Source organism: Mycobacterium sp. SMC-8 (assembly GCF_025263565.1).
Lineage (GTDB): Bacteria > Actinomycetota > Actinomycetes > Mycobacteriales > Mycobacteriaceae > Mycobacterium.
This window is the reverse complement of record NZ_CP079865.1, coordinates 2160580-2173571: the sequence shown is the minus strand read 5'-3', so window position 1 is coordinate 2173571 and position 12992 is coordinate 2160580. Positions and strand designations below refer to the sequence as shown.

Here is a 12992-nt window from a genome sequence, read left to right as displayed (position 1 = left end):
ACCCGGAAAATTCAGTTGATTAATTGTTAATATTCTGAAATGTTAATCTGATGAACCGTCGATACTCGTGGGTGGTCGCGCTCCTGATCGTCCTTGCCTCCGGCGCCCTGACGGGGCTGCTCGGCAGCGGAGACTCCGGGTCGCAATCGCCGGTCGCGGTACCCGCCGACGCGGAGTCCGCACGCGCCGACGCCGTCAGGGAAACGTTCCCGGGCGGAGATCAGGTACCCGCAATCCTGGTAGTGACACGCACCGATTCCGCGCCGCTGGATCCGGCCGACCTGGACGCCGTGAACGCCGCGCGCGACCGCATGCTCGCGGCTACCGGCGGCGACGCCGTCGGCCCGCCGCCGCAGGTCTCCGACGACGGCCAGGCCGCGGTCGCGACGGTGCCGCTGTCGGGCGATCTGTCCGGCTTCGCGCTCACCGACAAGGTCAAGGAGCTGCGGTCCGCGGCGGCCGACGGACTGCCGGGCGACCTGCAGGCCGAGGTGACGGGCGGACCCGCGTTCGGCGCCGACATCGCCGCTTCGTTCTCCGGCGCGAACTTCACGCTGCTGGCGGTCACCGCGACCGTGGTGGCCCTGCTGCTGATCATCACCTACCGCTCGCCGGTGCTGTGGCTGGTACCGCTGCTGGTCATCGGTTTCGCTGACCGGGTCGCCGCGGTCGTCGGGGCGTCGGTGGCCGACGCACTGGGGATGAGCCCGGACGGTTCCACCTCGGGCATCACCAGCGTGCTGGTGTTCGGCGCGGGCACCAACTACGCGCTGCTGCTGATCTCCCGTTATCGGGAAGAGCTCGGCCGCAACGAGTCTCATCACACCGCGCTGCGCACCGCGGTCCGCCGCGCCGGGCCGGCGATCATCGCCAGCAACGCCACCGTGGTGCTCGCGCTACTGACCCTGCTGCTGGCGTCGTCGCCGAGCACCCGCAGTCTCGGCGTCCAGGCCGCCTCCGGCCTGGTGATCGCCGCGGTCTTCGTGATGCTGGTGCTGCCCCCTGCTCTAGGGGTGTTCGGCCGAAAACTGTTCTGGCCGTTCATCCCTGAAGTCGGAGCCCAGCCACTGACCGACAGCGGTGTCTGGCACCGGATCGCCGATGCGGTCGCACGCCGGCCCGCCCGGGTCGCGGTGGTGTCGATCGGCGCCCTGGCCCTGCTGTGCACCGGGCTGTTCGGCACCCCCGTCGGCCTGTCGCAGACCGAACAGTTCCGGGTGCAGGCCGAATCGGTCAGCGGGTTCGAGACCCTGGCCGACCACTTCCCCAGCGGCCTGACCGACCCCGCCCGGGTGATCGCGTCGACCGATCGCGCCGCCGAGGTGCAGCGTGCGATCACCGACACCCCCGGCGTCGTCTCGGTCGTGCCCGCGGGCAGCTCCCCGGACGGACTCAGTCAGTGGTCGGTGGTCCTGGAGGCCGCCCCGGCCACCGACGAGGCGTTCGACGCCGTTGACGCACTGCGCGATTCGGTCCACGCGGTGGACCCCGACGGTCTGGTCGGCGGTTCGGACGCCACCGCCCGGGACGCGGCCGCAGCGGCCGCCCACGACCGCGCGGTGGTGATTCCGGCGATCCTGCTGGTGGTGCTGATCGTGCTGTACGTACTGCTGCGGGCGGCGCTGGCGCCGCTGGTGCTGATCGCGGCCACGGTGCTCAGCTCGGTGGCGGCGCTGGGCCTGGGCAGCTGGGCCAGCGTGCATGTGTTCGGCTTCCCCGGGCTGGACAACACCGCCCCGCTGTTCGCATTCCTGTTCCTGGTGGCGCTCGGCGTGGACTACACGATCTTCCTGGTCACCCGGGCCCGGGAAGAGACTCCCGAGCACGGCACCCGCGACGGCATCGTGCGGGCCGTCTCGGCGACCGGGGCGGTGATCACCAGCGCGGGCATCGTGCTCGCCGCGGTGTTCTGCGTGCTGGGTGTGCTGCCGCTGATCGTGCTCACCCAGGTCGGCATCATCGTCGGACTCGGCATCCTGCTCGACACCTTCGTCGTGCGCACGGTGATCATCCCCGCGCTGTTCACGTTGATAGGGCCGAGGATCTGGTGGCCGGCGCTGCGCGGGGAGGCCACCACCGGCGGGTAGCGTCGAAACATGAGTCAGGCCACCGAACCCGTGCTGCCTCCGGTGCACATGCGCCGCGACGGGTTCGATCCCACGCCGCAGCTGCGCGAGATCCGTGAGACCGAGGGCGTGCGGACGGTGACCAACGCGTTCGGGATGACGGTGTACCTGGTCACCCGGTACGCGGACATCAAAACGGTGCTATCGGATCACGTCCGGTTCGCCAACGGCCGCCCGCCCGGGTTCGTATTGCCCGGTGCACCCCCGATCGACGAGGATGAACAGGCCCGCAGCCGGGCCGGGAACCTCCTCGGCCTCGACCCGCCCGAGCACCAACGGTTGCGCCGGATGCTCACCGGCGAGTTCACCCACCGCCGGATGACGCGGTTGCGGCCGCGCATCGTGGAGATCGTCGACGCGCAGCTGGACGCGCTGGGCGCGGCCGGCGAGTCGCACCGGACGCCGGGAGGAAGACGAGCAGTCGACCTGGTCGAGCATTTCGCCCTGCCGATCCCGTCCCTGGTGATCTGCGAGCTGCTCGGGGTGCCCTACGCCGACCGCGACGCCTTCCAGCGCCGCAGCGCCCGCCAGCTCGATCTGTCGATCCCGATCCCTGAGCGCCTGGAACTGGCGCGCGAAGCACGTGCCTACATGGACAGTCTCGTCGCCGGCGCGCGGGCGCGGCCCGGTGACGACATTCTCGGGATGCTGGTGCGCCAACACGGCGGCGAACTGACCGACGACGAGTTGATCGGCATCGCCGGTCTGCTGCTGCTGGCCGGCCACGAGACCACGTCGAACATGCTGGCGCTGGGCACACTTGCGTTGCTGCGCCATCCCGACCAGCTCGCCGCGGTGCGCGACGACCCGGCCGCGGTGGCGCCCGCGGTGGAGGAACTGCTGCGCTGGCTGTCGATCGTGCACACCTCGATCCCGCGCATCACGACCACCGACGTCGTCGTCGCGGACGTGGAGATCCCGGCCGGGCAATTGGTCTTCGCGTCTCTGCCCTCGGGTAACCGGGACAGCGAGTTCATCGACGCGCCAGATCATCTCGACATCAGCCGGGGAGCGATGGGGCATCTGGCATTCGGGCACGGCGTGCATCACTGCCTCGGCGCCCCGCTGGCCCGGATGGAGATGCAGATCGCCTTCCCGGCCTTGCTACGCCGCTTCCCGACGCTGGAGCCGGCCGAGGACTTCGCCGATGTGCAGTTCCGGTCGTTCCACTTCATCTACGGTCTGAAATCGTTGCAGGTCGCCTGGAAGTGAGGATCACATGACGGTGAGCAAGGTTCACGCCGACCGTGAGCTCTGCATTCAGGCGGGCAACTGCGTGATGGTCGCCGGCGACATCTTCGATCAGGACGACGACGGGATCGTGGTCATCCTCACCGACGAGGTCAGCGGCGACGCGGCCGAGCGCGCCCGGGAAGCGGTCAAACTCTGTCCGGCGAGCGCGCTGCGTCTGGATGATCGATGACGCCGGCACGGACCAGCAGCAGCACACTGACGATCAGCACCCAGACCGGGAAACTCACCGTCATCCACTTGGTGACGTCGCTGCCGATCAGGACACACAGCGCCACAACGTAAGTCACGACAACCAGCCAGGTCGGCATCAGCCGGGTGCGCAGCCAGATGGTGGCCAGCGAGATCATGAACACCGCGGCCATCCGCAGCGCGTAGGTGTCGGACAGCGCGAGCAGAAGCGCCTGACCGAAAGCGTTGACCTCGGTGCGCGAACCCGGCACGGCGGACTCCCTCGTCGCGATCAGCCCCGCACCTACGGCTGTCGACGCGAAGATCATCGCCAGGAACAGCAGACCGCTGCCGAGGAACACCGTCGAGAAGAACTTGTCCTCCAGCGCACCGACGCCGTCGCGGACCACGCCGAGGAACCACAGAAAGGCGATGCCGGCGAACGGCATCAACACGATGGCGATCCGCAGCCGGTGCACCGAGCCGTCCGGCAGCTCGGTGCGGATCAGCACCAGGGCCGCTCCGAACATCAGCGCGAACAGGACACCGGCGAACGCGGCAGCGCGTGGGGTGGTGAGCCGGCGCAGGTGCCGGTCTGCCGGATGGGTCATCGCATCATGCTGCCACGGCGGCCATCACGGTACGGTTCCCTCCGGCGTGTTTGGCGCGGTACATCGCGGCGTCGGCCCGCTCGATCAGCGTGCGGACCACGCCGCCGAGGTCGCCGTCGATCTGGGCGGTGGCCGCCCCGATGCTGACGGTCGGCACCAGCGCGGCATCGCAGCGCGCCACCGTGTCGTGCAGCAGCGCGGCCACGGCGGCGACGGTCTGCGGTCCGCCGTCGACGACGATGACGAACTCCTCACCGCCGGTGCGCGCGGTGACCGACCGCACGCCGAGGGCGGCCACCGCGGCGCGCGCCGCGTCGGCCACCGCCACCAGCACCCGGTCTCCGGTGTCGTGGCCGTACCGGTCGTTGATCGCCTTGAACTTGTCGATGTCCACCGCCAGCACGCCGACCCGGGTACCGCCCGGGGCCACCACCTCGGCCAGGTGAGTGTCCAGGCCGCGCCGGTTGAACAACCGGGTCAGCGGATCGTGGAGCGAGTCCACCGCGTCCATCCGCAGGGCCAGCAGGTAGGACTGGACGATGACCGGCAGCGCGATCACCGTCGGCATCAGCACCAGCAGGCGCACTGTGATCACCGAGACCGGCGCCGTGGCCTGGGCGATCGCGAGCCCGTAGGTGACCGCGAACACCACCGCGGTGAACCCCAGGTGCAGCAGCAACGCCCGGGGGCCGTGCACGACGACGATGTAGATGCCGTTGGCCGCCAGCAGCGCCAGACCGGGCATCGCGGTGAATGCGTCGTGATAGCAGGCCATCACCGCGACCACCGCGATGTCGGCGTACACCGCGAACGCGGCCGACTGCCGTTCGGTGGGCCAGGGCCCGAAGATCCACAGCACACCGAGCACGCACGAACTGGCGGCGATGGCAAGCACCAGGACGCGGCCCGCCACGGAGCCACCGTCGAAATAGGCCCACACCACCGACAGCACTGCGGTCAAGCCGTACAGCAACGAGAAGCAGCCGACGAAGACCTGATGCACCCGCAGCACCCCGCGGGCACGGAAATGTCTTGCCGTCCAGTCGAACTCGTGAGGTTGCCGCCACCAGGTGAGGAGAAACTCCCGCACCCCCATCGCTGTCCTCCCCCCAGAGGCGTCTGCTTAAGGCTGACCGGGCAAGAGCCTGATCATCAGCCCGTTCGACTCGGCGAGCACATTACCGTCGGCGTCGAGCAGCTCGGCGTTGACGAACGCTTTGCGCCCCTCGGCTTCCCGCAGCCAGCCCCGCGCGGTCAGCACGGTGTCGATCGGGGTGACCCTGCGGTAGTCCACGTGCAGAAATGCGGTGCGGCTGATCGGGCGGCCGGTCGCGTGGATCACCATGCCGAACATCGAATCGAACAGCAGCGGCAACACTCCGCCGTGCACGGCGGAGTTGCCGCCCACGTGGTAGCGGCTGAAGGTGACCTCCAACTCGACGCCGTCGGCCTCGAACTTGGTCACCGTCCACGGCGGCATCAGCAGGCTGCCCGCGCCCGGCAGGGCCGGCACCCGGTTGGCCGGGCCGACGCCTTCACCGGCACGGTAGGGCTCAAGCAGTTTCACCAGTTCCTCGACCCGGTCCGCGGCATCGTCCCAGGTGTCCGGGTCCGGGTTCGTCGACACGGCCAGGTCCTGGGCGCGCCGCATCGCGGCGAGGAAACGCCCGAAGCCGGGGCCGGGCCGGGCGGCTTCGAACACCGGGAAGCCGCCGTGCTTGTTGTACTCCGGATCGGTGCGGCGCGGATCCAACCCGTAGTCGGCTGACATCAACGCGGCGCCAAGACGTCGCGCCGCACGATCGTCTGGTCGCGTCCCGGACCGACACCGATGCACGAAACATAGGCTCCGGCAAGCTCTTCGAGCCGCAACACGTAGTCACGCGCCTTGGCGGGCAGATCCTCGAACTCGCGCGCGCCGGAGATGTCCTCCCACCAGCCGGGCAGCTCTTCGTAGATCGGCTCGGCGCGGGCGAAGTCGCTCTGGGTCATCGGCATCTCGTCGGTGCGCTTGCCGTTCACGGTGTAGCCGACGCAGATCGGCACCGTCTCCAGGCTGGACAACACGTCGAGCTTGGTGAGGAAGTAGTCGGTGATGCCGTTGACTCGGGTCGCGTACCGCGCGATCACCGCATCGAACCAGCCGCAGCGGCGGGCCCGGCCGGTGGTCACACCGACCTCACCGCCGGTCTTGGCCAGGTAGGCGCCGTGCTCGTCGAACAGTTCGGTGGGGAACGGACCCGAACCGACGCGCGTGGTGTAGGCCTTCAGGATTCCCAGCACCGTGGTGATCTGGGTAGGCCCGATACCGGATCCGACGGATGCGCCGCCGGCGGTCGGATTCGACGATGTGACATACGGATACGTGCCGTGGTCGACGTCGAGCAGCGTGCCCTGCGAACCTTCCAGCAGCACGATCTCGTCGCGTTCGAGCGCCTGGTTGAGCAGCAGCCTGGCGTCGGCGATGCGGTGCTTGAAACCCTCGGCCTGCTCCAGCAGGTTCTCCACGACCTCGGCCGGCTCCAACGCCTTGCGGTTGTAGATCTTGACCAGCACCTGGTTCTTGAATTCGAGTGCGCCCTCGATCTTTTCGGCCAACAGCGTCGGGTCGAGCACGTCGGCGACGCGGATGCCGATGCGTGCGATCTTGTCCTGGTAGCACGGGCCGATTCCCCGGCCGGTGGTGCCGATCTTCTTGTTGCCGGCGTAGCGCTCCACGACCTTGTCGATCGCGACGTGGTACGGCATCAGCAGGTTCGCGTCGGCCGAGATCAGCAGCCGCTCGGTGTCGACGCCGCGATCCTCCAGGCCCTTGAGCTCGGTGAGCAGCACCCCCGGGTCGACGACCACTCCGTTGCCGATCACGTTCGTCACGCCCCGCGTCAGAATCCCCGAGGGGATCAGGTGTAGGGCGAAGTTCTCGCCAGTCGGCAGCACCACAGTGTGACCGGCGTTGTTGCCGCCCTGGTAGCGCACCACCCACTGGACCCGTCCACCCAGGAGGTCGGTGGCTTTACCTTTGCCCTCGTCGCCCCACTGGGCGCCGATGAGGACGATTGCCGGCATCGCAGTCCTTCGCGTCTTCCGCTGGTTTTTCACGCTCGAGCTGCGCTCGATACAGTGTGCAGCCGGTGACCCACCCTATCTCAAGGAATGCGTTGGACCTGTCATTAGTCGCAGTCGTGCGCTCGGACAGGCACCGTCTTCCCAGGTCGCTCCGCCATCTCGCGGTCATCGAGCCCGACTTCGAGGAGGTGACGGGCTACCGGCGCCTGATCGTGGTCGGATCCCACCGGGACCTGTCCGCCGTCCTGACCCGGCTGCTTCGCGCCGACCGGCTCGACGTCGAGGTCGCCCACGTGCGGCGCCCGTGGCAGGCCCGGCGCGCCCGGACCGCGACCGCTCACCGGGTGCCGCTGATCCGCGACGAGACGGGCACCGTGATCACCGGGGCAGCGCTGTGGCTACCCCCGGACGGGCAGGCCACCCTGCGCGGTGAGGCCGTCGTGGATGACGCACGGCTCTTCGACGGGGAGGTGCCCGCTGTACGCGTCGAGCCGACCGCGGCGATGCCGGGTCTGCGCGCCCGCGTGGTGCCGGGACGGCTGCGCCGTGCGCGCTGGATCAGCGGGCGCGCTGCGCAGCTCGGGACCACGGGCGCGGTGGTGATCCGCGACGGCGAGGCCGCACAGCGGCCGGTCCGCCGGTCGACGTTCTACCGCCATACCGAGGGCTGGCTGCGGGTCGGGCGCGCCTAGGCTCGACCGGGTGCGCCCGAGCCCGGTTTTCCTCGCACTGGTCGCGGTCACCGCTGCCGGCGGGGCGCTGGCATGGACCACCGAGGGGCAGATCCGGCCGCTGTCCTACGTCGCGGTGTTCGTGTTCGTGATCTCCGGCTGGCTCGTGACGCTGTGCCTGCACGAGTTCGGCCACGCCTACTCCGCCTACCGGTTCGGCGACCGCGACGTCGCCACGCGCGGCTACCTCACGCTGAACCCGTTGAAGTATTCCCACCCGCTGTTGTCGCTCGGTCTGCCGGTGCTGTTCATCGCCCTCGGGGGCATCGGACTGCCCGGCGGCGCGGTGTACGTGCAGACCGGGCACATGACCGACCGGCAGAAGACCGTGGTGAGCCTGGCCGGGCCGGCGGTCAACCTGATCTTCGCGGTGCTGCTGCTCGGACTGACCCGGCTGCTGTACGACTCCGGGCACTCGGTGTTCTGGGCCGGGGTCGCGTTCCTCGGATTTCTGCAGGTCACCGCGCTGCTGCTGAACATGCTGCCGATCCCGGGGCTCGACGGCTACGGCGCGTTGGAACCGCATCTGAGCCCGGACACCCGGCGCGCGCTGCTGCCGGCCAAGCAGTGGGGGTTCTTCCTGCTGCTGATCCTGCTGATCGCGCCGCCGCTCAACCAGTGGTTCTTCGGGGCGGTGTACTGGCTGTTCGACCTGTCCGGGGTACCGCCCACGCTGTCGGCCATCGGCGGTCAGCTGACCCGGTTCTGGTCGGCCTGGGTCTGACCCTTGTCACATATGCGGCTTTGCGCATATATTTCAGCTTATGGGCGCCGGACACGATCACAGCCACGCCGGTGACACCAAGGTGTCGCGCATGGTCCTCGGGGCCGCGATCCTGTCGGTGTTTTTCTTCGTGGAGCTGGGCACGGCGCTGGCCATCAACTCGATCGCGCTGCTGGCCGACGCCGGGCACATGCTCACCGACCTCGTCGCGATGTTCATGGGACTGACCGCCGTACTGCTCGCCAGGCGCGGCAGCACGTCACCGTCGCGGACCTACGGCTGGCACCGCGCCGAGGTGTTCACCGCGGTCGCGAATGCGGCGCTGCTGCTCGGGGTGGCCGGGTTCATCCTGTACGAGGCCTTCGAGCGGCTCGGCGACGCGCCCGACGTCCCCGGCGTCCCGATGATCGTGGTCGCGTTGGCCGGGCTGATGGCCAACGCGGTCGTGATGCTGCTGCTGCGCTCGCACTCCAAGGAGAGCCTCGCGGTCAAGGGCGCCTACATGGAGGTCGTCGCCGACACCCTCGGCAGCATCGGGGTGCTGATCGCCGGCATCGTCGTCGTCACCACCGGGTGGCCCTACGCCGACGTCGTGGTCGCGGTGCTCGTGGCGCTCTGGGTGCTGCCCCGGGCCATCTCCCTGGCCAGGTCGGCGCTGCGCATCCTGTCGGAGTCCTCCCCCAGCCACATCGACGTCGACGAGCTACGTGAGGCACTGTGCGCCGTGGACGGGGTCACCGAGGTGCACGACCTGCACGTGTGGACGCTGGTGCCGGGTAAGGACATGGTGACCGCGCATCTGACCAGCGTCCGAGACTCGGCGCGGATCCTCGACGACGCGCGTGCCGTGCTGGCCGCGCGCGGGCTCGAACACTCCACCGTGCAGATCGAGCCGCCGGACACCGCCGCGGACTGCGAGTGCGAGAGCCAGAACTGCTAGCTCAGCCCGAGTTCGGCGCGGGCCGCCGGATCGCAGTCGTCGAGCAGATCCAGGCAGCGCTGATACTCGGGCAGCTCCCCGATCGCCTGGGCGGCGCGGGCCAGCGCCGCCACGCAGCGCAGGAAGCCCTGATTGGGCTCGTGGGCGAACGGCACCGGTCCGAAGCCCTTCCAGCCGTTGCGGCGCAGCGCGTCCAGGCCGCGGTGGTAACCGGTGCGGGCGTAGGCGTACGCGGCGACGGCCTGCTCGTCGGCGAGCGCCTGCTCGGCGAGCACCGCCCACGCGATCGACGCCGCCGGATGCGCCGCGGCGACGATGGCGGGGTTCTCCGCCGCGTCGAGTTCGGCTTCGGCGGCGGGGTCGCCGGGCAACAGCACAGGATCCGGTCCGAGGAGGTCACCCATCCGAGTCATGGGCCCATTGTGCCGTGCGGGCGCGCGCGGGCGTCACCGCGGATGGCTAAGCTTCCGCAATATGTCGAACGCAGGACGGCCTGACAATTCGGACCCGGATCTCACGTCCGCTGACGCCGAGACCGAGGTGTTCGCCCCCGCTGATCCGCGCAGCGAAGACCCCGACCAGTCCGGCGAGCGGCGGTTCACCGCTCCCTCGGGATTCGACGCCGGTTCCACCACGATCATCAACCGGCCCAACGAACCGGTCACCGAACAGTTCGCGGCACCCAAACCTGCTGCGCCACAGATGATTCCACCACGCGGCGACGCGCCGAAGCCGCCGCAGAAGAAGCGCAGGTGGGGCTGGGTGATCGCCATCGTGCTGGTGATCGCGGCGCTGGCCGCCGTCGCGATCCTGGGAACCCTGCTGCTCACGCGCGGTTCGGAGCCGGGGGTGTCGCAGGAGGACAGAGTCCGCTCGGCCATCCAGAGCTATGACGCCGCGATCGAGAAGGGTGATCTCGCGACGCTGCGCAGCATCACCTGCGGCAGCACCGCCGAGGCCTACAACAACCTGGACGACAAGAAGTGGGCCGACACGCACCGGCGGGTGGCCGACGCCGGCCGCTACCCCGTCGTCGCCAGCATCGACCAGATCGTCATCAACGGCGACCACGCCGAGGCCAATGTGACCACGTTCATGGCCTACGCACCGCAGACCCGCTCCACTCGCAGCTTCGACCTGCAGTTCCGCGACGACGAGTGGAAGATCTGCCAGGCCCCCACCTGAGCCGCCGGCCGGGCGCTAACCCGCCGACACGCTCCGGCCCGCGCTGTGTAGGTCGTTGCACGCCTCCACCACGCGATCGCTCATCGACGCCTCGGCCTTCTTGAGGTAGCTGCGCGGGTCGTAAACCTTCTTGTTGCCCACCTCGCCGTCGATTTTCAGTACCCCGTCGTAGTTGGTGAACATGTGTCCGGCGATCGGGCGGGTGAACGCGTACTGGGTGTCGGTGTCGACGTTCATCTTGACCACGCCATAGCGCAGCGAGTCCTCGATCTCGGACTTCAATGAGCCGGAACCGCCGTGAAACACGAAGTCGAACGGTTTGGAACCCTCCGGCAGACCAAGCTTGGCCGATGCCACCCGCTGCCCCTCGGCGAGCACCTCGGGCTTGAGCACCACGTTGCCCGGCTTGTACACGCCGTGCACGTTGCCGAACGTCGCGGCGAGCAGATACCTGCCGTGCTCCCCGGCGCCGAGCGCCTCGACGGTCTTCTCGAAGTCCTCGGGCGTGGTGTACAGCTTTTCGTTGATCTCGGCTTCGACCCCGTCCTCCTCGCCGCCGACGACCCCGATCTCGATCTCGATCACGATCTTCGCCGCGGCGGCCTGCTTGAGCAGTTCCTGGGCGATCGCCAGGTTCTCGTCGATCGGCACCGCCGAGCCGTCCCACATGTGCGACTGGAACAGCGGGTTCTCCCCCCTGCTCACCCGTTCGGCCGAGATCGCCAGCAGCGGACGGACGTACGTGTCCAGCTTGTCCTTCGGACAGTGATCGGTGTGCAGCGCGACGGTGATCGGGTACTTCTCGGCGATCACATGCGCGAACTCCGCCAGCGCCACCGCTCCGGTGACCATGTCTTTGACACCCAGACCGGACGCGAATTCCGCACCGCCGGTGGAGAACTGGATGATGCCGTCCGAACCGGCGTCGGCGAATCCCTTGATCGCTGCGTTGATGCTCTCCGAGCCGACACAGTTGATGGCCGGGAAGGCGAACGAGTGTTCCTTGGCGCGGTCCAACATCTCGGCGTAGACCTCGGGCGTGGCGATGGGCATGGCGTTCCTTTCGACCGGGGCCGGCGATGGGGCTGGAGCCGGGGTTCCTGCAGTATCTCAAGAAACGGCAGCGCTCACACGGTCAGAACCATCCGGTATCGGGCGCGGCCCGAGTCCATCGCCTCATAAGCCTCCGCCGCCCTGTCCAGCGGCACCTCCTCCACCTTCGCGCGCACCCCGGACAGCAGCGCGAAGTCCAGCGTTTCCTCGACGTCACGCGACGTGCCCGACGGGTGCCCGGTCACCGAACGCCCGTCGTTGATCAGATCGAGGGGGCTGATCGGCAGGTTCTCGGCGGTGACGCCGACGACCACGAGTTCGCCGGCCGGCCCCAGACCGCCGACGGTCGCGGCCATCGCGTCGGCGTTGTTCGCGGTGGCCAACACCACGGCCGCTCGGCCCAGCCGGGTGAGTTCGGCGGCGACGTCCTGGGCGGTGGAGTCGATGTAGTGGTGGGCGCCGAGTCGGGTGGCCTCCTCGGCCTTCCCGGCGCCGCGGGCGATAGCGACGGTCTCGAAACCCATCGCCCGCGACCACTGCACCCCGAGATGTCCCAGGCCTCCGACCCCGAGGACGGCCACCAGGTCACCGGCCTTGGCGCGGGTGTGTCGCAGACCGTTGAAGGTCGTCACGCCGGCGCAGCCCATCGGAGCGGCCTCGACGAAGGACAACCCGTCCGGGATCCGGGCGAGCGCGGTCACCGGCGCCGTCATCGACTCCGCGTAGCCGCCCGGGTAGTGCCAGCTCGGCACCTGCAAGCGCTCGCACTGCATGAACAAGCCCTTGCGGCACGGCACGCAGCGGTTGCAGTTGCCGCCGAACCAGCCGACGGCGACCCGGTCGCCGGCGGCGAAGTCCTGCACCCCGTCGCCCACCTCGGCCACGGTGCCCGCGACCTCGTGCCCCAGCGTGACCGGCCACTGCAGTCCCGGGAAGTGGCCGGCGCGGAACTCCCGGTCGGTGCCGCACACCCCGCACGCCGCCACCGAGATGCGGACGTGCCCCGGCGGCGGAGGCTGGGACTCGACCTCGACGACGGCGAACGCTTCATTGACGGACGGGACCTGAACCGCCTTGTGAGTGGGCATAACCGACATTAAGTCGAACGCGGTGATTCGGGGGCGCGATCACACG

Annotated in this window: 14 protein-coding genes; 7 read left to right on the top strand and 7 right to left on the bottom strand. The window is 69.1% G+C overall.

The features are described 5' to 3' along the window. Positions 1-50: 50 nt before the first annotated feature. Genes KXD97_RS10545 through KXD97_RS10535 form a run of 3 tightly spaced genes read left to right on the top strand, consistent with a single transcriptional unit; the run spans position 51 to position 3549 of the window. On the top strand, positions 51-2087 hold the full coding sequence (locus tag KXD97_RS10545) for an MMPL family transporter (protein ID WP_260756694.1): 2037 nt from the start codon (positions 51-53) through the stop codon (positions 2085-2087). 9 nt (positions 2088-2096) lie between these two features. After that, the gene (locus tag KXD97_RS10540; RefSeq protein WP_260756693.1) at positions 2097-3338 is read left to right on the top strand and encodes a cytochrome P450; all 1242 of its coding nucleotides are present in this window, start codon (positions 2097-2099) and stop codon (positions 3336-3338) included. Between the two features lie 7 nt (positions 3339-3345). Continuing rightward, positions 3346-3549 (top strand): ferredoxin, encoded by a 204-nt coding sequence (locus tag KXD97_RS10535; RefSeq protein WP_260756692.1) that lies wholly within the window; start codon positions 3346-3348, stop codon positions 3547-3549. Here KXD97_RS10535 and KXD97_RS10530 read toward each other — a convergent pair. From KXD97_RS10530 to KXD97_RS10515, 4 genes are read right to left on the bottom strand one after another with little or no spacing between them, the layout of a single operon-like run. After that, the gene (locus KXD97_RS10530) at positions 3506-4159 is read right to left on the bottom strand and encodes a hypothetical protein (protein ID WP_260756691.1); all 654 of its coding nucleotides are present in this window, start codon (positions 4157-4159) and stop codon (positions 3506-3508) included. The two genes, KXD97_RS10535 and KXD97_RS10530, sit on opposite strands and share 44 nt — an antisense overlap. A 4-nt stretch (positions 4160-4163) precedes the next feature. Next, positions 4164-5255 (bottom strand): diguanylate cyclase, encoded by a 1092-nt coding sequence (locus tag KXD97_RS10525; RefSeq protein WP_260756690.1) that lies wholly within the window; start codon positions 5253-5255, stop codon positions 4164-4166. Positions 5256-5282: 27 nt separating this feature from the next. Next, positions 5283-5930, bottom strand: coding sequence for a PaaI family thioesterase (locus tag KXD97_RS10520; RefSeq protein ID WP_260756689.1), 648 nt, complete (start codon positions 5928-5930; stop codon positions 5283-5285). Continuing rightward, positions 5930-7225 carry an adenylosuccinate synthase gene (locus KXD97_RS10515; RefSeq protein WP_260756688.1) on the bottom strand — a complete coding sequence of 432 codons (1296 nt, stop codon included), beginning with the start codon at positions 7223-7225 and terminating at the stop codon, positions 5930-5932. The genes KXD97_RS10520 and KXD97_RS10515 overlap by 1 nt, the downstream gene beginning before the upstream one ends. A gap of 92 nt (positions 7226-7317) precedes the next feature. Here KXD97_RS10515 and KXD97_RS10510 point away from each other — a divergent pair, with 92 nt between their 5' ends. The 3 genes from KXD97_RS10510 to KXD97_RS10500 are packed head-to-tail and all read left to right on the top strand — an operon-like array spanning position 7318 to position 9620. Then, positions 7318-7917, top strand: a complete 600-nt coding sequence (locus tag KXD97_RS10510) for a peptidase M50 (protein WP_260756687.1) — start codon at positions 7318-7320, stop codon at positions 7915-7917. Positions 7918-7927: 10 nt separating this feature from the next. Beyond that, the gene (locus KXD97_RS10505; protein WP_260756685.1) at positions 7928-8680 is read left to right on the top strand and encodes a site-2 protease family protein; all 753 of its coding nucleotides are present in this window, start codon (positions 7928-7930) and stop codon (positions 8678-8680) included. A 40-nt stretch (positions 8681-8720) separates the two neighbouring features. Continuing rightward, positions 8721-9620, top strand: coding sequence for a cation diffusion facilitator family transporter (locus KXD97_RS10500; protein WP_260756683.1), 900 nt, complete (start codon positions 8721-8723; stop codon positions 9618-9620). Here the strand turns inward: KXD97_RS10500 and KXD97_RS10495 are convergent. Beyond that, complete coding sequence (locus KXD97_RS10495) at positions 9617-10033, bottom strand: DUF3151 domain-containing protein (protein ID WP_260756682.1); 417 nt, start codon at positions 10031-10033, stop codon at positions 9617-9619. The genes KXD97_RS10500 and KXD97_RS10495 overlap by 4 nt on opposite strands. Before the next feature lie 61 nt (positions 10034-10094). Here KXD97_RS10495 and KXD97_RS10490 point away from each other — a divergent pair, with 61 nt between their 5' ends. Beyond that, a complete protein-coding gene (locus KXD97_RS10490; protein WP_260756681.1) occupies positions 10095-10805 on the top strand; it encodes a DUF4878 domain-containing protein in 711 nt (236 codons plus the stop codon). 15 nt (positions 10806-10820) lie between these two features. Here the strand turns inward: KXD97_RS10490 and fbaA are convergent, their stop codons facing one another. Both fbaA and KXD97_RS10480 read right to left on the bottom strand, forming a co-directional pair. Further along, a complete protein-coding gene (gene fbaA, locus KXD97_RS10485) occupies positions 10821-11858 on the bottom strand; it encodes a class II fructose-bisphosphate aldolase (protein ID WP_260756679.1) in 1038 nt (345 codons plus the stop codon). A gap of 74 nt (positions 11859-11932) precedes the next feature. Then, positions 11933-12946 carry an alcohol dehydrogenase catalytic domain-containing protein gene (locus KXD97_RS10480; protein WP_260756678.1) on the bottom strand — a complete coding sequence of 338 codons (1014 nt, stop codon included), beginning with the start codon at positions 12944-12946 and terminating at the stop codon, positions 11933-11935. Positions 12947-12992 lie beyond the last annotated feature (46 nt).